This window comes from Vallitalea sp. (genome assembly GCF_025211055.1).
In the GTDB taxonomy this organism is placed as follows: Bacteria; Bacillota; Clostridia; order Lachnospirales; family Vallitaleaceae; genus Vallitalea.
Window position 1 is genome coordinate 1 of record NZ_JAOARO010000077.1, and the last position, 23,820, is coordinate 23,820.

Here is a 23,820-nt window from a genome sequence, read left to right on the forward strand (position 1 = left end):
AAATATATTTCATAATCAAGGCGCGAAGCGCACATTTTTCGATGAATATGTCAATGGTTTTTGACAAAAAAGTGGGGGTTTTTAATAAAAAGGAATCTAGAAGCGTTGAATTTACTGGCTTAGAGATTCCGAGAGAATATATAGTTATATAGGAGGTTTTTTAATGAACAGAAAAATTATACTGCCAATATTAATAGTTTCATTAATATTATTTGGGTGTCAAAACAAATATAGTGATAATAATACATCAGAGAACGACTTATTAGAATTCAACTATGATTTCCAAAATGGAACAGATGGATGGATAGGAGGATTAGCAGGAATTGATGATGATTCTTTTACAAACGGATTTGATATCAATTTTGCCCATGCTGATTATTCATTGGATGATAATTCCAATAAAGGCATCTATCTAACAAGCAGCACTAAGAATAATAATATGTTTATGTATACAACTAAAAAATTAACTTCTAGAGATGGGTTATCACCTCTTTCCAACTATGAAGTTGATTTGAGATTTGATATACTGCCTGCAAATAATAATAACGAATCCACACCAATGGATAGATTGTTTATAAAAGCGGCTGTAGTTAATATTCAGCCTTCAATAGAGATGATAGAGAAAGGTAATAATAATTATTTATTCGTAAATCCTAATACAGAAGACGCTAGTAAGAAGATTAACTTAACCACTCTTGGTAATGCAAGTACATTAAGGAGTGATAGTATCAAAACTTTTCAAGAATCCTTTAATACGACAACTAACAGCAATGGTGAGATGTGGGTAATTATTGGAGTGGATTCAGATTATAAAGGTAATGGTTCATTGTTTCTTGATAACATAAAAATCAGTATTAATAAGATATAAAAAAATATATATATTACCCTTTTATCTATAATTGTGACTTCAACTGATTAAAGTAGATATTTATATGTATGATACCTAAAACTGATTATTGTCTTAATAATAATTATTTGTTTTAAATTAATAGTTAAACTTTTAACTATATTAAAACATTCCTCACAGGCATCTTAATACAAGCATATAATATTGTAGAACAGCAATAAACATGGGATGTTACAATATAGATAGAAGGGTGATTGCTTTTGAAGATATGTGTTGTTGGAGCAGGATATGTAGGACTGGTAGCTGCATTATCTTTTGCTAAATATAAAAATAATGTTATATGTGTTGATAAGGATATCAAAAAAGTAAAACAATTGAATAAAGGTATTCCAACGATATACGAAGAAGGTCTTAAACCTCTATTGAATAAATGTTTGAAGAAAAAACATATCCTTTTTACTGATAATATTAATAAAGCTATAGATCTGTCAGATGTAATTATGATTGCAGTTGGAACACCAACAAAACCTGATTGGAGTGTTGATGTTTCACAAGTCGTTGATGCGTCTATTGAGATATCTAAAGAAATTAATCAATATAAGGTTATCATAATCAAGAGTACTGTACCTGTAGGTACTCATGAGGTTGTAGAGAATATACTTCTTAAGAATGGTGTAGATAGAAAAGATTTTGATATAGTATCTAATCCTGAATTCTTAAGAGAGGGCAGAGCACTAAATGATTTTCTTCATGGAGATAGAATGGTAATAGGCTGTAAATCTGAGAAGGCTCAGAAAGTAATGGATAATTTATATAGTCCGTTCAAAACGAAAATAATAAATACTAATCCACCTACAGCAGAATTGATAAAATATGCTTCAAATGCGTTATTGGCTACAAAAATTTCTTTTATTAATGAGATGGCTAATCTATGCAGTAAGGTTGATGCTAACATAGATACCTTGTCTTATGGATTAGGTCTTGATAGTAGAATTTCTTCAGAGTTTTTAAGAGCTGGAATTGGATATGGAGGTTCATGTTTTCCTAAGGATACAAAAGCTCTAGTTAACATAGGTGAAAAATATGGTTGTGAGTTTAATATAGTAAGAAGTACTATAAAAGTTAATGAGAATCAGAGACTCAAGCCAGTAGAGATATTATTGGATCATTATAATAATATTGAGGGGAAAATTATTTCTCTTTTGGGTCTTACTTTTAAGCCTGGTACGGATGATATTAGGGATGCACCATCTTTGTTTATTATTGATGAATTGTTGCAGATGGGTGCTCATATTAGATGTTATGATCCTATGGTTTCTGAGGAGATTAAGAGTTTGTTTCCTAATATAACGTATTGTGATAGTATTGAGGATACTGTGAGAGATTCGTATTGTACTATTATATGTACTGAACTTGATGAATTCTTTATGATGGATTTGGAGAGTATTGCTAAGAAGATGAAGAAGCGGATGCTTATTGATGGTAGGAATATGATTGATATTGAGGAAGCTAGGAAAAGTGGGTTTATCTATTATTATTCTATTGGGAATGGGAGTTTTGGAAATAAGAAATAACTTATTTAGTATAGCAATTGAACTTGTTGGGATGTGTGCAGATATTTAAGGTTAGTATATATAGTAATGTTGAATTAAATCTTAGTGGATAAGAGATTAATTCAACATTTTTGATTTATCTATGATTTTTTAATATTTATTTTACTGTTTTTTTAACGTTTGATGTTGTGGTGTTTTTTTACTTTGTTGAAGAGGGATAGTAGTTGTCCTGCTACTCTTTGGAAGGTATAGTTTTCTTCGGCGTCTTTGCGTGCTTTTTTGCCCATTGCTTTTGCTTGGTCTTCATGGTCTAGGAGGTAGTTTATTTTTTCGGCCATGGCGATTGGATTGTCGTAATCGTCTAGTACTATGCCGTTGACATTTTGTTCGAATAGTTCGGAGTTACCGCCACGATTGGTTGTTATTATTGGTAAGCCTGCTGCCATGCCTTCGTAGTGGATTCTAGCTAGGGGTTCTCTCCATTGGGATGCGCATACGAATATGTCTGCTATGTTGTATAGTTTTGGTACTTCGTCGGGTGTCAGGAATCCTGTGAAGATGACTGGTCCTTTTAATTCGTTTGCTTTTCCGTGTAGCATTGAGGTGAATTCATCTATTTCGTCACTTCCATACCATTTACTTCCAACTAGGACTAATGCTGTTTTTGGATGAGATTCCATTACAATCTTCATGGCTTCCATTACGATCTGTTGACCTTTTTTGGGGCTTAGTCTGCTGACGCATATTACTACTTTGTGGTCTTCTATATTGTGTTTTTTTAATAGTTCTTTTTTGTTTTCTATTGCTTTTTTAGAGCCTACAGGGTGATAGATGTTAATGTCGGCTGCTGAATAGACTGGGAATACTTTTCCTTTTGCGGATGGATACATATTAATAACTTCGTTTCCTATGAATTTACTTACTGTTGTTATGAATTCTACTTTGTCTATGCACTCTTTTGCTTGGGGTGGATTAATTTTTTTAGGTAACATCATTTCGTTATGGAGACTTAAACTAAAATAAGTATCAGGTGCTACTCTGCTTAATTGCCTTACCCAGCGTGGTCTATTAAATACATGTATCAAATCTAATTTCTCATGAATACAACTTATATTATTTTCAACTTCTTTTATATACTCGGACTTTGTTCTTCCTTTTACACGGATAAAAGTGACATTTCCTACTTCTTCATGTTCAGGTAAACCGCCTTTTAATACTGTAAAAACAGTTATATGGTGTTCTTTTGATAATATAGGTAGTATATTGTCTATATATATCTGTATAGCTCCTCCTAATACTGGAGGAACAGGAAGTTTCTCTGTACATATAAATGCAATATTCATTAAATAATCCTCCTTATGGACTAATTATGTTTAGATCTTCCATTGATTCAAAACTGCTATCTTTTCTTTTTCTAATTTTGCTATTTTAGCTATTTTTCCTGGGTTTACCTGTTTATTTTTTGAGAATATATTTTTTATTGTTCCAAAAAACCAGTGGGGAAACATTAAGTCTATTTTTAGAGCTTCTTTTTCTTCTCTAGTTAATTTATTGGTTTTTTCATAATGATTAAGTATTAGATTAATATCGTCTATATCCCATCTGCCTCTTTTTTCAGCTCGTTTGCCGATAATTTTTCGCAAATCTCTACCAGGCAAATCGTATGTTACACCATCAAGGTCAATGACAAATATACCTTTTTCAGATAAGATAGCGTTTCCTGAGCCATAGTCTTGATGACATAATGAGGATTCATGTAAATCAATGGTAGTTATTTTATCATAAGAAGATTGTTCTAATGCAGTAATGGCTTTATCACAAAGGTTAATAATATCATCTATGCATTCTATATATACTTTATATGACCCCTTCGTTCTATCGGTCAAAGCTATATCTTTCCATTTTAACATTCTTTTTTTCATGGAATTGTACTGCTTAGTCCATCTACCTAGTTTGGAGGATATTTTGGCACCTTCAGGAGATATATAGCCTTTTGATATCTTGTGAAAAGCTCCTAATCCTTCTATTCCATCATTGAAGTCATTAGCTCTTGTGAAATTAAGGTCTCTTCCTTCTATCCATTCATATAGTACAAATAGTTGTCCCATGTACTCAGTAATATATTCACCTTGACTGTTTGGATAAACCTTTGGTACTTTTCCACCTTTCTTATATATATGCCTCTGAGCATTAACAGAGAACATAATTTTCTCCTTAGTATGACGAAATCTTTTTAGACACATTTTTTGGTTTCTATTAGTAAATTTCCATAGGGTTTTTAATCCTTCATTTTGAATAATTGATATATTATCAGGTCTAATATTATATTGGTTTAGTACATTAGTAGATATATCCTTAAGTTCAATAGTAGTGTTATTTGTTTTCATTTTTCAACACCTACCCTTTCGCATATTATAGTGAAGCAATTATTTGTTCAAAATTATCTATAATATATTCTTTTGAATTTTCTATGTTGATGATATTCTCTAGCTTACTTACATATTTACTTTCTGACCAAGATGCTTCTCTCTTTTGATAATATTTACTCATTATCCCTGTAAATAGATGAGGATACATTACTGTGGATTTTAGAACCTGCCATTGCCAGGGCTCTAAGGGATTAACTTCTTGGTACCATCTCAAAATATCTATAGTAAGTTTCAAGTCCCAGCTACCACGTTTTTTCATGATTTTATTGAGGAATTTTCTTATATCTTTTGTTGGTACTTCAATAGCTAATGAGTCTGGGTCTAGAACATAGATTTTTCCTTTATCTGTTATCATTAAATTTCCATCAATGAAATCCTGATGAACTAAGCATGTTGTTTTTTGTATTTCAGCTACCCATCTATTATATAGTGACATATTATCTTTATTCAAAGCAATCTCCATTTTCTTATGGAAGTTAGGAAACTCTTTTAGTATCATATTTCCGAATTTGCTATGAGTGTTTTTGTTTTTTTCTTGTTCATAATACTCATTCAATTTATTCATTTTCTTATTAGATTTATTATACCAAGTGCCTAGAAGGATATTGGGTTTACAATCAGAAGGTGGTTGAAATCCTATAGATGCAGCATGGAATTTAGCTAATTCTTTTATTATTTTTTCTAGTCCTTCTATTGTTTTAGAACTAGGTGCTTTGCCTGGGATAGCTTCATTCAATATATAATTAGCTCCATCTTCTTCAATATATTTTTCGCCTTTCCTTGATTCAATAATTTTGGGCATATTGATTCCTCTACTGCATAGATATTCTATAGCAGCAATAATAAAATTCAATCTTTCTTTTGGTATGGAATTCTTTTTAAGTATCTTGTATCCGGTTGGAGTTTGAATCCACCATACACCTTTTTTTACTTTGTAATTTTCATTTTTTATGTTTAGTACCTCAATATTATAGTTATCTAAGACTTTGGCTAAATCTTCAGATGGCATGTTTTCTCTCCTTTTTTAATCATTTTTAAAAACAAAACCCTCAGTTTTGAGGGTTTTAGCTATTTTTTATCTTAGAGATAATAGTCTTTAGTGTTCTTGTTTGGTATGAATTCCTCGTCATCATCATCGTCGTCTTCATCTTCCTCATCTTCTTCGTCTGGAAGATCTGGCTCTTCACCCCAAGAGATTTTGATTCCAACACATCCATACTCATAATCTTCATCATATTCAAATTTCATTTTGAATTCTAATTCTTCTCTACTTGGAATAAAAACATCCTGTCCTTCTAACTGAAGTTCTCCTCTAAAAAGCTTTGGTAGATTAGTGTTAAGAAATTGGATACACTCTTTTTTAGTACCTATATAGGATTCTTTACATTTCAAAAGTATGATTCCTCCTTTTTAGAACAATTAAACATGCATATTAGTGACAAATTATCCTAAATATTTTTTATGAACTATTAATATATTATATGTTACTCAAAAAAATGTGTTCTAATTTAAGCTAAATAGAAAAAAGAATAATAAAAAAGAGCCTGTCTAAATGACAGACCCATAAATAATTTATCTAATTCTTACCGGAAAACCAACTTTCTTTTGAACTTTTCTAAGAGTTTTTGTTGCTAAGTAGTTAGCTGTTTCTCCGTTTTTCTTAATTATACTATCTATATAATCTTTGTTCTTTTGTAGATCTTTGAATCTTTCTTGAATGGGTCTAAGTTCTTCTACAACGACTTCACCAACTATTCTTTTCAAATCTCCATAACCTTTACCTTGGAATTCATTTATACAAGATTCAATGGATTCACCTGTAATACTCGAATATATATCAATAAGATTCTTAACTCCAGGTTTATCTTCTGAATAAGTAACTTCTCTATGGGAATCTGTTACTGCTCTTTTGATTTTGTTTTTGACAACATTCAAATCGTCTAATAGAGAAATATAACCATTTGGATTTTCATCTGACTTGGACATTTTCTTAGTTGGTTCTTGTAAGCTCATTATCTTAGCACCTACTTTACCAATATAAGGTTCTGGAACAGTAAATACATCTCCATAGATGTTATTGAATCTATTTGCAATTTCTCTAGTAATCTCAAGATGTTGTTTTTGGTCATGTCCAACAGGAACTAGATCCGATTGGAATAATAAAATGTCTGCTGCCATTAACACTGGATAAGTAAAAAGACCTGCATTGATGTTATTACCATGTTTTGCTGATTTTTCTTTGAACTGAGTCATTCTGTTTAACTCACCCATATATGTAAAACAGCTAAGAATCCATGAAAGTTCAGCATGTCCAGAAACATGTGATTGATAATACATAATGTTTTTTTCAGGATCAAGTCCTGCTGCGATATATATTGTTAATAAATCTCTTGCTCGCTTTCTTAGTAGAGCGGGATCTTGTCTAACTGTAATTGAATGCATATCAACAACACAAAATAGGCAATTATAATCATCTTGTAATCTCGTCCAATTTTTAATGGCTCCTAAATAATTACCTAATGTTATAACACCAGTAGGTTGAATACCACTAAAAATAACTTTTTTCTTTTCAGCCTGTGCACTCATACATGTCACCCTTCCTTTATCTATAATTTTTTTTATGTTTTAAAAACATTTAATTTATCGTATTACGTGTTAGTTTAGCATATAATAAATTTTTATTCAAGATATCATCAAGTATAATTTATCAAAAATTACACATAATAGATTATATTAGTTCTGCTAATAAATTTATATAATTTTTTAGTATCTGGAGGGATATTATGATAAGTTTTTCTAACACTAGACAAGTATGTAGATATCCAAAATCGTCTATAATACATCTGCCAGTTAGTGAATATATCTTTAACGTTTATAGTCCTTTTGGTTACACAAATGATTTTATTGATATCCAGAATTCAACAAAATCTTATACAAAAAAAAGAGTAGGCAGATAAAATATTGAAAAAAAAACCTATTAATGGTTTATTTATCATTTATAATGAAAGGGGAAATTATTATGGATAGCATGATGAATTTTTGTGAAACTGCTAAGCAATGCAGTTCTTATTGTCCAAGACAAAATGTGCAATCTTTATCAAATTCAACTGTAGAGAGTACATCTTGCCTTAATTGTACTAATTGGGAAAATAGTCATTGTAAATTAGATTTATATGATCAAATAAATCATACGGAGTAAACATATAGCAATACAGTCGTTCCAATAGTATAGGGGCCTCCATATTCCCCTATACTATTTACACTCGGTGTTAATATCATATGTTTTTATGTATGTATTTTATTGAATGGTAGAATTACAGTAAATATAATGGGGCTGTTGAGTTTACCTACAGCCTCATATCTGAAGATACATAATTTTATTTGATGGTAGGAAAGGTAGTTTTTATGAAGTTGAATTTTACAAGAAGCAGTATTGTTTTTATGGTTGTTGCTTTTTTCTTGTTATTTATGTTTGTGGTTTTGGAGAGTCTTGATAGTAAGACAGTTATTATAATTTTTTTATCACTTTTTATGCTTTTTATAAGTACTAAGTGTTTTTATATAGGGTGTTTTGTTAATATTGTATTGCTTATATATTTGCCTTTTATGCTTATAGAGAATAATCATGTTTTGCTTAATAGAAATGAAACCTTTACTCTTATTTTTATTTTATGTGCAATTTTTTTGACATCTATTTTTGATTTTTTGATACTGGCTTATCATATTAATAATAGTGATAAGAATTGTAATTTTTATATTACTTCGTTTTTTAATCGACCTTTTTTGAAGATATTGTGTATTTTCTTTTTGTATTTGTCTTTGCTATTTTCGGTTATTGATTCTTTTGCGCTTTTGTACACTCACCTAAGTAATATATTTAATGAGGGTATAATTGGTGAGGATGAGATATTTAGTCATCTTGATGCTCTTTATTTTAGTACTACTACCTTTTTCACTATTGGTTTTGGTGATATAAGGCCGTCGGAGTATTCGGAGATAACTAAGCGGTTAGTTATTATTCAAGCTATTATAAGTCATATAATCACTACTGTTTTATGGCCTGTTGCAATAATTTTTGTATTTGGTAAAAGTACTAAGAAAATATTTAGTAAAGATATGGATATAAAATAATTGTCTTATATATTTACATCTTAATTTTTGGTATTTGGTATTTTGTATGGATAACAGAGTTAATCAGTATATCCATTTTTATTTCCTTCAAGTTTATACTTATTTTTTCCTTACATTGCATATTATCTGAATAATTATCACTATTACAGCAGCAATAACAGTAATGCTGATAGGACTGTTACTTCCACAATGTCTAACTAGTATACCAATCAGAGCCCAAGCTGTAGTCAATAAATAGACCACGTCATCGTTTTTGATTGAAACATATAATGAAAGAATCAATGCAAAAACTAATACAATTACTGTCCATACAGTTTCTGATAACCCTAAACCATTCCAACCAGTAGCTTTTAGAACAACCGATACGTTAGCTATTGTAGCTATGGATATCCAAGCTAGGTAGATGCTGAAAGGTATTCTGACGAATTTGTTATCACCGTTCTTATTCACACAGTTCTTATTTACTCTATTGTAAATCTTGATTAATGTAAATAGGAGTAATACCATTATAATCAGAGATAACCATAATTTCTCATAATGCCATGCAAATAACCATAACGCATTTAATATGCTTGAGATAAAGAAAGCAATACCTATTGAATCTATACAGGCATTTTGTTTTTGTTTTGGCATTAATCCATAGATGACAAATCCTAGTAATAATATGTAGATTAGCCCCCATATCATGAATGTATAAGGTGCTGGCGTAAATAAGGAGTTGATATTACTGGATATTTCTCCTGTTGTTTTACCGTTAAGTGGTAATGTCACAGCAAGAATATTAACCACCACCATGATTACATATCCAATAGCATTAAGTATTCTATTACTCTTTTCCATATATCCTCGTCCTTCATTTATTATTTATTACTATATATGTCTAATATTTAATTTTAATGCAATAAATCTTGTTTTATTTTTAAAGCAGTTACAATATATATCTTAATAAACCAAGAATCAATAAATGACCTGGATAAAATACATAAAATAAATATTTAATGTTGGGACCTTTTTTACCATTATAGAAATATATAAATATCAAAGCTAATGTTGAAAATACCTGCAAATTGATTCTTTCATATTCAAAATATATAATACCTAAGAATACTAATGTTAATAAAATATAACTTAATACCTGCTTATAAAAATCACCCCTGAAAACGTAGAATACAAATATAACCAATATACCTAACATACCATAATCTGTTTTAAGTAAATGTGCTATTATTCCTATTAATAATACTGGTAATAAGCCAAATTTTTTATAATAGTCATATACAAATACAGCAAGTAATCCAAAGAAAAGTGTAAAAAACACGTTCAGTCCACTTCCAAAATTAATAATTTTACCATCAAATGCTAAATTATAAGGTATTTCAGATATCAGTGCAAATGTAAACAATCTAATCAAGTATTTCTTAACATTATGAGTATGAAGATATCCTTCAGCAATTAAAAAGGCAAAGATAGGAAACGTAATCCTTCCTATTATTCTAAAATAAATATATTGTGGAAAAAATACCGCTCCTAAGTGGTCAATTAACATTGTTAAACAAGCAACTATCTTCAGGTTGGTTGAATTCATTATTTTCTCATCTCCTCATATTATCCAATATTATTTAATAGTATATCTTAAATAATCATTTGCTTATAGCCACTATTATATACTATTATTTTTATATTTTGTTAATTATTTTTTTTAAAATTTTAAGTTATATATATTTTAAAATTTAATATATATTTAATTCAATCCAATCTAATGTAAGCTAAAAACACTTGCTAAAAAGTTAAAAATAACGTAAGATATTATTAGGAAAATTTGATATTGGAAGGAGAACCAACATGAATGTATGTGAAAAATTTCTAAAGTATGTAAAGGTAGAAACTACATCAAATGAAGAATCTGAGACTTGCCCAAGTACTGCTGTTCAACTCGATCTTGCTAAAATACTAGTTGAAGAATTAAACATTCTAGGACTTGAAGATATATCCCTTGATAACAATGGTTACATCATGGCTACGCTAAAAGCAAACACTGATAAAGATATTCCATCTATAGGATTTATTTCCCATATGGATACATCACCAGATATTAGCGGTAAAGATGTTAATCCACGTATTATTGAGAACTATGATGGTAAAGATATAATGCTTAATGAAACTCTTAATGTAGTTTTATCAACAAAAGATTATCCATCACTTCTTAATTATAAAGGAAAAGATTTAATCGTTACAGATGGTACAACTCTTCTAGGTGCAGATGATAAAGCTGGTATTGCAGAAATAATGTCAGCGATGGAATACCTAATCAATCATCCAGAAATTAAACATGGTACAATAAAAGTAGCATTCACTCCTGATGAAGAAATAGGTAGAGGAACTGATAAATTCGACGCAGAAACATTCGGTACTGATTTTGCTTATACTGTTGATGGTGGAGAGATAGGAGAGCTTGAATACGAGAACTTCAACGCTGCTAATGCTTGGTTGACAATCAATGGTAATAATATTCACCCAGGTTCAGCTAAAAACAAAATGCTTAGTGCTATGGAAATAGCCTTTGAATTCGACGGTATGTTACCTCCTGATGAGAGACCACAATTTACTGAGGGTTATGAAGGATTCTATCATCTTGTAAGAATGGCTGGGAATGTTGAACAAGTTAAAATGATGTACATAATAAGAGATCATGACAAAGAATTATATTATAATAAAAAAGATTATTTCACTAATGTAGTCAATTATCTTAACCTAAAATACGGAGACAATACTGTTGAATGCAATTTACGAGATATGTATTTCAACATGAAAGAAAAACTAGAACCAGTAATGCACATAGTTGAAACAGCTACAGAAGCAATGAAAGCTGTTGGTGTTGAACCAATCATCGTACCTATCCGTGGCGGTACTGATGGTTCAAGATTATCATACATGGGAATCCCTTGTCCTAACCTATTTACAGGCGGACATAATTTCCACGGTAAATACGAATACGTTTGTATACAATCAATGCATAAAGCAGTAGAAACTATAGTAAAAATCGTAGACTTATACGCACAAAAATAATAATTAGCCTAGCTTAATACTCATCCTTACAAAAATGTAAGTTACCTCTTTATTTTGTAATCTATGTGAATGGAATAATTAGTCCAAGTAGAATACAATATTAGTATAAGCTAATAAAGAGCTAATTACTAACGGGAGGTAACTAATATGAAAAATTTCTTAAAAAAATTATTAGCGATATTCGGGATATTATTCCTAATGGTATTAACATATAGTCAATTCTATAATCCAAGCAACACGAATTATACTTTGGATCATAGTTTGAAAACTCAGATTTCAAGTAATACATCTAATTATATTGAACTTGATAAATTACCTAAAAATCTAGTCAATGCAACTATTGCAATGGAAGATAAAAGATTCTATCGTCATGGTGGTTTTGATATTCTAGCAATAATGAGAGCGGCAATAATAGATATAAAAGAAGGTAGATTCGTACAAGGTGGTAGTACAATAACACAACAGCTAGCCAAAAACCTTTTTCTTAGTAGGCGGAAATCACTAATCAGGAAGTTTAATGAAATTATTATTGCAGCCAAACTGGAACGGATGTTTACAAAAGAAGATATATTAGAAATGTACCTAAATATCATTTACTATGGCGCAGGCGCTTATGGAGTAAATGATGCATCAAATGTATTTTTCTCTAAAAATGTGAGTACCCTCACCCTAGAGGAATGTGCTATGTTAGCTGGTTTACCCCAAGCCCCTAGTAGATATAACCCTGTTAAACATTTAGATAAAGCAAAGAAAAGACAAAAAATTGTTATGAGTGTTATGTTAAAAAATGGATATATAAGATAAGGTATTAGGGGGCTTACAGCACAGCCCCCTATATGATTACATGTATTTACTTAACATTAACACTTAATCTCCTTGTTCTTGTGAATTTCGTATTACTACTTAAAATAGTTCCTTCTACATCAACTCTAATAGTATGGTTACCTGATATATCTAGTTTAATAGGTTCATGTTCCACACCATCTTTTGAGTATTTAGCATATACTGGACTTTGTCTACGAGCAAATATATTAACATGAGGTAATAGTTTTTTATGTAGAGTGTTAAGTTTTGCATCCACCTCATTAACACCTTTTTTCATAAGTTCCTCATCAGGTTCAGTATTCTTGATTTCGTCTTTATATTTTTCTAGAATAGTTTCTTTTGAATCAACTGGTGACTCTATGGTTGTTTTAATTATTATATTACCAATCTCATTTTTACTGCTTTCCAATATTGTTTTTAAGTCTAGCTGGTCTCCACAATTCATGTCTGTATTAGCCAACTTACAATTAAGTTTAATAGTACTGTTAGGCTCGAAAGCTCCCACAGTGCCTCTGAAGATATTTTGACTCATGTTTCCACACCAGCATCCTGTAGTCCATTGACCTGGTTTTGGATCATGAAGATGAAATGTTACAAAACCATTCCCAATAAAAGTAGGAGGCATTACTATTTTTTGTCCATCAGGATCTCTTAATAATATATTGACTTGATTTACTCCAGGAGAACCTGTTGTATAAATAACTGATTCATCAAGCCAGTTTACAGCAAGACTTACATGATCAGAACCTTCTGGAACATATAATGGCAGTGTTGTAAACCTATATGAATCTATTTGTTGTTTTTGATTTATGGCTGTTGTAGCTACACTTGCATCATCTGCTATCTGGTTATATATCTCAGCAAGTTCAAATGCATCAGGGCTGAAATGATACTGTCCATTGGTTTTTCTAGCTAGTTCCTGTAAAATACTACATTGCCCTCTATCCCCTAGAGCAATTGTATAAATAGGAATATCTGAAGGTAATCCTCTAAGAGGATTTCCACCCGCAGTCCACAAACCATCTGATAGAAGTATCATAGCTCTATTTGCGTTACCTGTAGCGTTAAGCATCTGGTGTCCCTGTGATATGGCCTGTTCTATATTAGTTAAATATATTGGGCTTAGCTTTTTTATTTCATTTATGGCTTCATTAATTGTTTTATGGTCTGAATGTATAGTCTTTAGTGGATATATTACTCTACTTTCTGTGGAAAAAGCAACTACTCCTATTTGGTCTGCTTCTTTCATGATTGTTATAAATGTGGCTGCATCTGTCTTAGCTGGCTCCATATATCCAAAACTTCTCATACTATCAGACTGATCAATAAGTGACGCTATACTTACACTAGACATTATAATTCCTCCTAATTATTTGATTTTTTCTTCCCAATATTTATTTATTTCCTCCACTGCTCTAAGTGGTCCTCCATCTGCCCCACGTGTTACAAAATCCACAGCTAAAAAGTTTGGTAAGTGAAACTCCCATCCTGATTTTTCATCCAAAAAAAATCTTGGATTGAATTTACATGTATTACATCTTGCTATAAGAGTGTTAAAACTATTAATAGATTTATAAGTACGTAGCTTTAATATATTCAAATACCATATTGTAGGGAAATTGTTTACTGTATATAGAGAACGATTTTTGCTTATTGGAATGCTAGCAGATTCATTTCTTTCATCATAATTACCCTTAAGACTATCTTCGCCATATTTTGTTTCTACGGAATAATCCCAGACATATGGAAGTCCATCACCTTTCTTTTCTGCAAAAACTACAAGGCGTTTGTCATTTTGAACCATCCATCCTATACTTGGCCAACCTTTATTAAGTACTGGTTCCCATGAATAACCAGTTGAACCTTTATTGACTCTATCTGCATAGAATATCATATTAGATACTCCGGCATCATCAAAAGCCCTTTGAACTAGCTTAGGGTCCAACACTCTATTTTCAAATTGAATAGTAACAACTTCTGTAGGATTATTCTTTAACCAAATACCTATTTCACGCATTGCATCCTCAAGAAATAGCCAGCTGTAACTAGACCACTTTGTTCCGTGATACATTACAATCTGATTAACACCATTTATCTTTTCTTTGTATATATCAAGCATCAACCCTCTAACTCCATAATCAAGCTGTTCTGTTAATGTAAGTTCCTGATTGCCAAGCCACCAGCCATCTAAAAAATAGGCAAAAGAATTATGGGACATGAGATAACAGTACTGGTCATATCGACGAGAAACACATAGGTGCTTATTTAATGGAGCGTATACTGGACTTGTAAAGTTTGGCGTTGTAACTATGTCCTTCCATATTACACTTCCATCGTCTTTATCTAGACAGTAACAAAATCCGTCACTAGCGGCAAAACAAACACGATTACCTATAATCATAGGTTCTCTTTCTACACCATTAGTAATATTATATTTCCATGAGAACTTAAATGGGTTAGTTCCATCTATTGTTTTAAACTCAATCCCTGTCTGATTGGTTATATCCTCTTCTAACATAGACGAATGCATATCATGTCTAATATTAAACGAAAAAACCTTTGCTTCAATATTATTAAAGGCTACATATAATTGATTACTGGCAATTGTATAACTTCTTACTGGATACCCCTTTATAGAGCACTCACATTGTACTTCCCCGTCTTTTAAGTTTAGTACATAGAGTGAGCCATTATCACACCCAACTATAATATAGTTACCTGATATTAGTGGTGATGAATGGATAGGCATATCAAAAGTTTTTCTCCAGAGACATTGGTTATTAATTATATCCATTGCATAGATTGATCCTGCAACATCCCCATAGTATGCAACATAATTAAGTATTGCTGGAACTCCTTTTACAGGATAATCTAGGTCAAAACTTGAAATAACTATTTTAGTTGCAATATCAAAGGCATAAAACCCTTTATCACTTGTTAGATAGATAATATTGTCTGATAGAACATTAGAATATATTTTCATATCCTTAGCAGATTGCAATCGTAAAATATCATAACATCCAATTTCTTTACCTGTTTCCTTATCTATTGCATATAGAAATCCTTTTGATGTGGATATATATACTTTTGAATCAAATACTACAGGAGTAGCATCTATGCTACCTTTCATTGTGTATTTCCATTTGATTTTTCCTGAATCTGTATAAAGTGCATATAAACAACATGTATTATTTCCATCACCAAAATAAACGACATCATCAACTACTACTGGTTTTGATGTTAAAAATCCATTATCTGTTTTAAATGTCCACTCTTCTTCTCCATTATCTATGTTATGAGCAGTTATTGCTCCATCAGTATCTGAGAATATGGCATATTGCTTGGACTTGTCTATATAAGAATCATTAAAAAAAATACCTAGATTATCAATATATGCACTGTTGGTTGCACGATAGACTGGAGGTAGTTCTAGAAAAACCCTAGCTTTTTTTGCCCCTGTTGGGATAGTAAAACTAACTGATTTTTGATCTAACCATTTATCCCCCTCAGTTAAATCTACTACCTTAATTACTGGTTGTCCATCAAATTCAATACCTATTGCAAAATTTCTACTAGTTGGTATTTCGTTAGGATATAGTCCAAAAAATATTAACAAGCTGTTACTATAGGATTTAGGAATTTCAAACTCAATAGTGCTTAATCTTCCCGACATTCCGTTGCCTGCTGACAATTTACAGCTATACTCTGCTGAAAGAAACTGTTCACTTGACCTTTCAACTCGCCATGATTTTGACATATCAATCCATGGATTATCCTCAAGTAAAGTTTCAAAACGGAAAAAACGCCCAAAAATAACTTGATCCTTCTTATAGATTTCATAATGTTCCTCCATCATATTCCTCCTTTTTATTATTTTAGTGTTCTTTTTAAATAATTATATCATAATTTTATATATTTTATGTTTAATTTATTAATGTTTTAATATTTTTAACATAAAAAATATTATAAAACTAATATTCTATTCCTTTCTCAGCTTTTCTACCTTCATTATAATAATGCTTTCTTTCTTCGCAAACAGTGACTAGGTCTACAGCATCCATGAGTTTTTGTGGTGCATTTCTACCTGTTATCACAACATTAGTTCTGTCAGGTCTATTTTCAAATACATTAATGCATTCTTCTACAGATATAACATCTTCTACCTTGAATCTAGTAATAGCAAATACATTATTTATTTCATCTAAGACAATAAGGTCATATTCTCCACTGTTAATCTTTTCTTTTGCTAATGACCATGCCTCTTCAATACCTTTTTTATGCTCATCAATGTCTCTGATATTAGTGAATCCTTTACCCATTTGGTACATTTCAACCCCAAGTTTTTTAAATACTTCTCTTTCACCAATCAGATTATCTGGCGATTTGATAAATTGAATAATACATACTTTCTTACCATGACCTATTGAACGGATTGCTAACCCGAACGAAGCGGTACTTTTACCTTTTCCATTACCTGTATAACACAGTACAACACCCTTTTGATTAATATTCATTGTTTTTCCTCCCATCCTTCCATAATGATATTGTTATGCCATTAGCTTTTACTTTATTTAGAATACATTCGCCTTTATTTGACGAAAGGTATCCACAAGGTTCACTAACACATGTGACACCAATTGTTTTCTCTACAAACTTTGAGCCTTCAAATAAATGCTGAATTTCCTTTATCTTCTTAATTGTAATAATGTCCATAGGAATTCTCAGAGTTCTAGCTAATTCAATTATACCCATTTCATCTTTTTTAACTTCTACAGTTGATATTCTGGATATACGTCTAATATTAATGTCTTTTTCCTTAAGTAGGGGCATAAGTTCCTTAGTTATTTCTTCTCTTGTTTTACCTCTTCTACATCCTATACCAACTGTAATATCTTTTTTACAAAGGTATGATATAGGAACATCAACATCAATCTTATTGGAATCTATAACTATTAAGCCTTTTATATTATACTTATCAATACTTGGACTGATATTATAATTGTTTATTGTAATAAATTGTTTAGGTAGATCTATATCTATACTCCTATTACTGATTATACCAACATTGTCTCCATTAACAATATGGGATGTTACTATTTTTGCATCTTCAAAATCATCTATGTAACAATTAAGTTTCATAGCTAGAATATCTACAGCCATAGTATTGTTCACATCAGAAGCCGTTGTTATAACAGGATGAGCATGTAAAAACTCAGCAAGTTCTCTTGTATACTCATTAGCACCTCCAAGATGTCCAGATAGAAGGCTGATAACATAATTACCTTGTTCATCTATAACAATAACACCTGGGTCTATAGATTTGTGTTTTATGTACGGTGCTATTAGTCTAACTACTATACCTGCTGCCATAATAAATGCTAACATATCATAGTCATCTATCAACTGCTTGATATTATCTCTTAGTGGTAATTCTATAAATTTTACATATTCATACTTGCATTTTTTATGACTGAAAACATCTATCTTAGGATTATATTCCCTTAACTTCTCTGCAAGTTGTAAACCACCATGAGTTAGTGTTATTAATGCTATCTTCAATATATTACCACCTTTCTTTAATTAAATCACCAGTTACTATATCTATTGTTAGGAATTATTGTAATTACTTTAGTTTATTTATTCTATGGTACCTTTTCCTTTAATATAGTCAATTATGTGATCCATATCAAAAAATACTTTTGGATAATCTATTTTGGGTCTACCTATAATAATAACTTTTACATTACATTCATCTGCCCCTTGGAGTTTTTCTTGTATCATTCCCCTACTACCGCTTTCCTTTGTAACCATTATTTTACAGTTAATGCTATTCATTATTGCTACATTCAGCTCTTTGGAAAAAGGTCCTTTCATAGCAATAATCTGGTCTGGTAATACATGAAGTCTTTCCAGTTTTTCTATATTACCTGATTGTGGTAATACTCTTATATATGCTCTATTTTTATCTTTGATCTCATGTATGATATGTTCTACATCTTTACTACCAGTAGTTATCAGCACATTTCCTTGTAATCTATCAATAGTCTTTCCTGCTTCTTCATAAGAATAACAGTAAATATACTTACCTTCATGTTTTTCTATCAAGGGCCGCTCATAGCGGACATATTCAATATCTATAGCTTTACAAGCTTTTATTGCATTCTCTGATACTTGTTTAGCATATGGGTGAGTTGCATCAATAACTATACTTATTCCTTTATGAATACAATACTCTCCAAGTTCAATATCATTCATTTTACCATATATTATGTTACCATCATAACTTTTGCTCGCCACTTTTTTTCCATATTCAGTAGCACAACTTAAAATTATATCCTTTGTAAAACTTGCAATATTGTTGGTAATTATTATACTATCACTTGTGCCACCTAATATTAGAATCATATATTATACCCTCTTGATGTTACCATGAATTCATTTATCCATTTTGTCTGCTTATTACCTATGATAATAGTACAAAACATATCTACTTCTTTCGTATTAATATGTGCCAAATCAGTTCGAACTATATTCTGTTTATCTCTATAAGCCATCCTTACAATACCAACTGGAGTATTATCATCTCTCTCTTTTCTTATAATATTTAATGCTTCGTCTAGATAATCTAGTCTCTTGGAACTTCTAGGATTATATAATGCTATAACAAAATCTCCCCTAGATGCAAGTTCAACTCTCTTAAGTATTTTTTCATAAGGCGTCATGTAATCACTAAGACTTATTGTACAAAAATCTTCTACAATAGGTGCACCAAGCAAAGCTCCACAGGATATAGCCGCTGTAACACCAGATACCACTTCTACATCTATATCATTTTCCAGTTTCTTAATGTGCACAAGTTCTATTAGTAATCCAGCCATACCATATAATCCACCGTCACCACTACAGACTATCCCTACTGTCTTACCTTGTATAGCTTCCTCTATAGCCATTTCACAACGGTCAATTTCTTTTCCCATGCCTTTACTTATGATCTTTTTATCCTCTAATAAATCTTTTACCTGTTCTACATAAACCTTATATCCTGCAATAACATCACAGGACTTAATAACTTCTACCGCTTTTACTGTCATATTCTCTAATTGCCCCGGTCCAATACCAATAACAAAAATCTGCCCTCTCATCTTATCTCTCCTCACTACTCACTGCTGTTCTATACATATGACTGAAACCTTTATCATATAATTTTGATAGAGAATATTTATCTGACATAAAGTCACCTATTAGAATCTGAGCAAATCTAGTTATAGATGCTTCTTCTACCTTCTTCTCAATATCTTCAAGAGTTCCTCTAACTATCTTTTCATCATCCCAAGTAGCTTTATAAACTACTGCTACAGGTGTTTTTGCATCATAACTCTTTCTTAATTTCTTCATTACTTCACTAATGGATTGAACTGATAAAAATATAGCCATTGAAGCTCTATGCTTAGCCAATTCTTCTAACTGTCCACCTTCACCATGACCAGTTCTACCTGGTAATCTAGTAATAATAATCGTCTGGGAAACATTAGGTAATGTAAATTCCTCTTTTAATCTAGAAGCAGCAGCCACAAAAGAACTTACCCCTGGTATCACATCAAACTCAATCTTATGTTCAATCAATCTATCCATCTGCTCTCTGATTGCTCCATATATGGATGGGTCACCTGTATGCAGTCTAACAACCTTCTTATTGTTCTTTTCCATCTCTACCATTACTTTAATAACCTCATCCAAATCCATCTTGGCACTATTATAGATAATAACGTCTTCCTTACAATAAGTATCAATCAACTTAGGATTCACCAAAGACCCTGCATATATAACACAATCAGCCTCTTGTAAAGCCTTCATCCCCTTAACCGTAATTAACTCAACATCTCCTGGTCCTGCTCCTACGAATAAAATCATAATGCATACTCCTTTATTTTTTTTATTTGATTAGAAAATCTTAGTAATATTTATTGTAACGAACTTAGTTTTTCTTCAAATATTTAATGTGAGCTGTTTTGTATATATATACTCAGCTACGGCAATTTTGCAGAAATAACATAAATCGGATTATTAGCTTTCATCATCCATCCACCTAACTGATGCCCCTTAGCCACCTGAACCAATGCAACATCAATATCCATGAATCTACCCTCTAAGGCACTAAGAATCTTATATGTACTATCCAACAATATAGTATTAGCAACAAACACTCCACCTGACTTAAGATGTTTCAGAACGAAATCAATAATATCATTAATCTTCCTGCTCCCACCTCCTAGAAAAATACTATCATAATATTTTCTAGGTATATCCTCTGGTGCTGATCCTTCAACTATCTGGGCATTTTCAATTCCAAACTTTTGAACATTTTTTTCAGTCAACTTGACAGCTTCTATTTTCTGATCAATAGCAGTAACTTCACCTTCACTACATATCAACCCACACTCAACAGTTATACTGCCTGTACCACAACCAATATCTAAAACATGAGAATTAGAATTAAGTCTAAGCTTAGATATAGTTATGGCTCTTACCTCTGATTTTGTCATCGGTACTTTATCTCTAATAAATTCATCATCTTCAATACCAAACATGTACTTTTTATTATTCTTCATTTTCAATCACCACCACACACAGCACAGAAAAATCCTGCTTCATAATATTCTCTGGGACATCTATAGTAATCTTTTCATCCTCATATGAAAGATTTTCTCCAACAATCATTGTAACCTTTGAAAGTCTTTTATCTATTAACTCTTTAGCAATGCAACTTGGAGAATTCTTCTTGTCAGTTAATAAAAAGATACCTTTTCTACCTTTTAGAATATCTATCCAATTTATTTCTCTTCCATGTAAACTATATAATCCATAGTCCTTATAACTCTTACCAATTCTACTGAACAAATATTGGTAAGAACTTATTCCCGGTATTACATCAATGCATTCCTTACCTATCTTACTCTGAAGATAATCTAATAAACTGTAGAACCCTGTATCTCCTGAAACAATGACTGCTATCTTTTTTTCATTTTTATTATCATTTATATAATCACACATACCTTGAAGATTAGAATCATATGTAAATACTTCCTTCTTATAGGAAGCAAAAATCTCTAAATTCCTCTTTCCTCCAACAAGTACATCACATTCCTCTATAATTCTATAGGCTATTGGAAGAATATAATCTCTATTACCTGGACCAATACCAACCACATTTACTTTATTCATCCATAATCTCTCCTATAATAGATTGAACTTTATCACTTATGGCTAATAACTCTGTCATGCTGAAGTATAGTACACCTATATCTAAATTACCATAAATATAACTTTCACAATTAGCAGCTGCCTTGTTAGCCAGTACTGTAAATACTTCTTCCATACCTGTTCTTTTAATAATCTTAGTCGCTTCATCAGTGGTAGTACAATCCATGATACTTATAAGGTCTTCTTGTTTCATACCCATTACACCTAAGTAGGCAGTCAAGATTTCCATTCTTGTGGAACTGACTCTGCTATGAGTATAATATATACCCCCTGCTGGTTTGATTAATTTTCCTATATGTCCAGCAATAATTATTTTCCCAAATCCTAACCTACTACACTCTTCTAATGCAAACCCTATATAATTACTCATCTTAACCATACAGATATTATCTATACTACAGTACTCCATAAATAATTTTTCCCCAATATTACCAGGAACTAATATCACATATTTTTTATTCTTCTTATGAGCCATTTTAAGTTCAATTGCTATAGTCTCTTTTAACGCATCTTCTGACATAGGCTCTACTATTCCTGTAGTTCCAAGTACAGATAAACCACCTATGATCCCTAACTTGGGATTAAATGTTTTCTTAGCTAATTCTTCTCCCTTAGGAAGACTAATAATAACATCTACACCAGTACCTTTTTCAAAGATAGCTTCTACTGATTCTCTTATCATTCTTAGTGGAGTGGGATTAATGGCATAATGATTAACAGGTATCTGTAGACCTTCTTTTGTAACTTTACCGACTCCCTTACCTCCAGTAATATTGATTTTATCATCCTCTCTCAATACTACTTCTGCAAATACTTCAACACCATTAGTGATATCTGGATCATCACCAGAATCTTTTATTATACAACATGATGCTTTTCTTTCATTATATTGGCATTTATGTACATCAAGATTTAACTCCCATCCTTTTGGTGTATTAATCTTGACTGATTCTACAATCATTTGGTTTTTCAACATATATGCTGAGGCTTTTGTTGCGGCAGCGGCACAAGACCCAGTTGTATAACCTGTCCTTAGTTTTTTGCACCCTTTGTAAACATACCTACTGTTTTCCAACTTTTTTCACCGCTTCTCTTAATACAGCGTTAATTATTGCAACTGCAATAGTACTTCCACCTTTTCTTCCCTTTGTTATTATTGATGGAATATCTTCATCCCATAGGGCATCCTTAGATTCACAAGCTCCAACAAATCCTACTGGAACCCCGATAACTGCTTCTACTGTATCTAATTCATTCTTGTTTTTCTCATCTATAAGACGAAATAGTGCAGTTGGGGCGTTCCCTACAGCAAATACTTTATCCCCTGGCATCTTAAGTGCTAGATCAACAGCTGCCATAGAACGTGTAATACCTTGTTCTTTGGAATTTCTATAGGCTTCGTCAGAACCTACTAAACATTCAATATTTATACCTAATTGTTCTGTTAGTTTTTTGCTAATACCTGCTTTTATCATCTGTGTATCGGTAATGATTGTACACCCTTTTTCAAAAGCTTCTAATATGATATTTTCAACTTGTTCTTTAAATAATAATATATCTTCATAAATGAAATCTGTAGTTGTATGAATAACCCTTTGCATTATACTAAGTCTTAATGGTGAAAGGTCTGTATTCTTCATACTATCATATATAATCCTAAAACTCTCTTCTTCTATTTTTCTTGGGTTAGATATAAAATCATGCATTA

At 31.4% G+C, this 23,820-nt stretch carries 25 protein-coding genes; 7 read left to right on the plus strand and 18 right to left on the minus strand.

Annotated features, from left to right (window positions below):
- Positions 1 to 163 precede the first annotated feature (163 nt).
- Both N4A55_RS10605 and N4A55_RS10610 read left to right on the plus strand, forming a co-directional pair.
- The gene (locus tag N4A55_RS10605; RefSeq protein ID WP_293756037.1) at positions 164 to 868 is read left to right on the plus strand and encodes a hypothetical protein; all 705 of its coding nucleotides are present in this window, start codon (positions 164 to 166) and stop codon (positions 866 to 868) included.
- A gap of 239 nt (positions 869 to 1,107) precedes the next feature.
- Positions 1,108 to 2,421, plus strand: coding sequence for a UDP-glucose dehydrogenase family protein (locus N4A55_RS10610; RefSeq protein ID WP_293756039.1), 1,314 nt, complete (start codon positions 1,108 to 1,110; stop codon positions 2,419 to 2,421).
- Between the two features lie 152 nt (positions 2,422 to 2,573).
- On the opposite strand, the gene N4A55_RS10615 is transcribed toward N4A55_RS10610, so the two are convergent.
- The 5 genes from N4A55_RS10615 to trpS all read right to left on the minus strand — a co-directional run bounded on the left by N4A55_RS10615 (position 2,574) and on the right by trpS (position 7,415).
- Positions 2,574 to 3,743: a glycosyltransferase family 4 protein gene (locus N4A55_RS10615; protein WP_293756041.1), complete on the minus strand. Its 1,170-nt coding sequence runs from the start codon at positions 3,741 to 3,743 to the stop codon at positions 2,574 to 2,576.
- A 30-nt stretch (positions 3,744 to 3,773) separates the two neighbouring features.
- Positions 3,774 to 4,787 (minus strand): CotS family spore coat protein, encoded by a 1,014-nt coding sequence (locus N4A55_RS10620; RefSeq protein ID WP_293756043.1) that lies wholly within the window; start codon positions 4,785 to 4,787, stop codon positions 3,774 to 3,776.
- Positions 4,788 to 4,812: 25 nt separating this feature from the next.
- On the minus strand, positions 4,813 to 5,838 hold the full coding sequence (locus tag N4A55_RS10625) for a CotS family spore coat protein (RefSeq protein WP_293756045.1): 1,026 nt from the start codon (positions 5,836 to 5,838) through the stop codon (positions 4,813 to 4,815).
- A gap of 71 nt (positions 5,839 to 5,909) precedes the next feature.
- Positions 5,910 to 6,221, minus strand: a complete 312-nt coding sequence (locus N4A55_RS10630; RefSeq protein WP_293756047.1) for a hypothetical protein — start codon at positions 6,219 to 6,221, stop codon at positions 5,910 to 5,912.
- 180 nt (positions 6,222 to 6,401) lie between these two features.
- Positions 6,402 to 7,415 carry a tryptophan--tRNA ligase gene (trpS, locus tag N4A55_RS10635; protein WP_293756049.1) on the minus strand — a complete coding sequence of 338 codons (1,014 nt, stop codon included), beginning with the start codon at positions 7,413 to 7,415 and terminating at the stop codon, positions 6,402 to 6,404.
- Between the two features lie 197 nt (positions 7,416 to 7,612).
- Here trpS and N4A55_RS10640 point away from each other — a divergent pair, with 197 nt between their 5' ends.
- From N4A55_RS10640 to N4A55_RS10650, 3 genes are all read left to right on the plus strand, one after another.
- Positions 7,613 to 7,786 carry a hypothetical protein gene (locus N4A55_RS10640; protein ID WP_293756051.1) on the plus strand — a complete coding sequence of 58 codons (174 nt, stop codon included), beginning with the start codon at positions 7,613 to 7,615 and terminating at the stop codon, positions 7,784 to 7,786.
- Between the two features lie 62 nt (positions 7,787 to 7,848).
- Positions 7,849 to 8,028 (plus strand): hypothetical protein, encoded by a 180-nt coding sequence (locus N4A55_RS10645; protein ID WP_113674347.1) that lies wholly within the window; start codon positions 7,849 to 7,851, stop codon positions 8,026 to 8,028.
- A gap of 206 nt (positions 8,029 to 8,234) precedes the next feature.
- Positions 8,235 to 8,960, plus strand: coding sequence for an ion channel (locus tag N4A55_RS10650; RefSeq protein WP_293756054.1), 726 nt, complete (start codon positions 8,235 to 8,237; stop codon positions 8,958 to 8,960).
- A 99-nt stretch (positions 8,961 to 9,059) separates the two neighbouring features.
- Here the strand turns inward: N4A55_RS10650 and N4A55_RS10655 are convergent, their stop codons facing one another.
- Positions 9,060 to 9,800 (minus strand): TspO/MBR family protein, encoded by a 741-nt coding sequence (locus N4A55_RS10655; protein WP_293756056.1) that lies wholly within the window; start codon positions 9,798 to 9,800, stop codon positions 9,060 to 9,062.
- Between the two features lie 88 nt (positions 9,801 to 9,888).
- On the minus strand, positions 9,889 to 10,545 hold the full coding sequence (locus N4A55_RS10660; RefSeq protein ID WP_293756058.1) for a TraX family protein: 657 nt from the start codon (positions 10,543 to 10,545) through the stop codon (positions 9,889 to 9,891).
- A gap of 257 nt (positions 10,546 to 10,802) precedes the next feature.
- Between N4A55_RS10660 and pepT the strand changes: the two genes are divergently transcribed.
- Together pepT and N4A55_RS10670 are read left to right on the plus strand one after the other, a co-directional pair.
- On the plus strand, positions 10,803 to 12,026 hold the full coding sequence (gene pepT / locus N4A55_RS10665) for a peptidase T (RefSeq protein ID WP_293756060.1): 1,224 nt from the start codon (positions 10,803 to 10,805) through the stop codon (positions 12,024 to 12,026).
- Between the two features lie 147 nt (positions 12,027 to 12,173).
- Positions 12,174 to 12,830: a transglycosylase domain-containing protein gene (locus tag N4A55_RS10670; RefSeq protein WP_293756062.1), complete on the plus strand. Its 657-nt coding sequence runs from the start codon at positions 12,174 to 12,176 to the stop codon at positions 12,828 to 12,830.
- Between the two features lie 46 nt (positions 12,831 to 12,876).
- Here N4A55_RS10670 and N4A55_RS10675 read toward each other — a convergent pair whose 3' ends face one another.
- The 11 genes from N4A55_RS10675 to N4A55_RS10725 all read right to left on the minus strand — a co-directional run bounded on the left by N4A55_RS10675 (position 12,877) and on the right by N4A55_RS10725 (position 23,818).
- Positions 12,877 to 14,205 carry a vWA domain-containing protein gene (locus tag N4A55_RS10675; protein WP_293756064.1) on the minus strand — a complete coding sequence of 443 codons (1,329 nt, stop codon included), beginning with the start codon at positions 14,203 to 14,205 and terminating at the stop codon, positions 12,877 to 12,879.
- Positions 14,206 to 14,220: 15 nt separating this feature from the next.
- A complete protein-coding gene (locus tag N4A55_RS10680; protein ID WP_293756066.1) occupies positions 14,221 to 16,704 on the minus strand; it encodes an outer membrane protein assembly factor BamB family protein in 2,484 nt (827 codons plus the stop codon).
- A 118-nt stretch (positions 16,705 to 16,822) separates the two neighbouring features.
- Entirely contained in the window at positions 16,823 to 17,365 is a 543-nt protein-coding gene (locus tag N4A55_RS10685) for a cob(I)yrinic acid a,c-diamide adenosyltransferase (RefSeq protein ID WP_293756068.1), read from the minus strand.
- Positions 17,355 to 18,410 carry a cobalt-precorrin 5A hydrolase gene (cbiG, locus tag N4A55_RS10690; protein WP_293756070.1) on the minus strand — a complete coding sequence of 352 codons (1,056 nt, stop codon included), beginning with the start codon at positions 18,408 to 18,410 and terminating at the stop codon, positions 17,355 to 17,357. The genes N4A55_RS10685 and cbiG overlap by 11 nt, the downstream gene beginning before the upstream one ends.
- A 78-nt stretch (positions 18,411 to 18,488) precedes the next feature.
- A complete protein-coding gene (cobK, locus tag N4A55_RS10695; protein ID WP_293756072.1) occupies positions 18,489 to 19,256 on the minus strand; it encodes a precorrin-6A reductase in 768 nt (255 codons plus the stop codon).
- On the minus strand, positions 19,253 to 19,993 hold the full coding sequence (gene cobJ, locus N4A55_RS10700; protein WP_293756074.1) for a precorrin-3B C(17)-methyltransferase: 741 nt from the start codon (positions 19,991 to 19,993) through the stop codon (positions 19,253 to 19,255). Before cobJ ends, cobK begins: the two co-directional genes overlap by 4 nt.
- Before the next feature lies 1 nt (position 19,994).
- Positions 19,995 to 20,762, minus strand: a complete 768-nt coding sequence (gene cobM, locus N4A55_RS10705) for a precorrin-4 C(11)-methyltransferase (RefSeq protein WP_293756076.1) — start codon at positions 20,760 to 20,762, stop codon at positions 19,995 to 19,997.
- Positions 20,763 to 20,878: 116 nt separating this feature from the next.
- Positions 20,879 to 21,460, minus strand: coding sequence for a precorrin-6Y C5,15-methyltransferase (decarboxylating) subunit CbiT (gene cbiT, locus N4A55_RS10710; protein WP_293756078.1), 582 nt, complete (start codon positions 21,458 to 21,460; stop codon positions 20,879 to 20,881).
- Positions 21,450 to 22,073, minus strand: a complete 624-nt coding sequence (gene cbiE / locus N4A55_RS10715; protein WP_293756080.1) for a precorrin-6y C5,15-methyltransferase (decarboxylating) subunit CbiE — start codon at positions 22,071 to 22,073, stop codon at positions 21,450 to 21,452. The genes cbiT and cbiE overlap by 11 nt, the downstream gene beginning before the upstream one ends.
- Positions 22,066 to 23,187, minus strand: coding sequence for a cobalt-precorrin-5B (C(1))-methyltransferase CbiD (gene cbiD, locus N4A55_RS10720; protein ID WP_293756082.1), 1,122 nt, complete (start codon positions 23,185 to 23,187; stop codon positions 22,066 to 22,068). The genes cbiE and cbiD overlap by 8 nt, the downstream gene beginning before the upstream one ends.
- The gene (locus tag N4A55_RS10725) at positions 23,174 to 23,818 is read right to left on the minus strand and encodes a precorrin-8X methylmutase (protein WP_293756084.1); all 645 of its coding nucleotides are present in this window, start codon (positions 23,816 to 23,818) and stop codon (positions 23,174 to 23,176) included. The genes cbiD and N4A55_RS10725 overlap by 14 nt, the downstream gene beginning before the upstream one ends.
- Between the last annotated feature and the right edge of the window lie 2 nt (positions 23,819 to 23,820).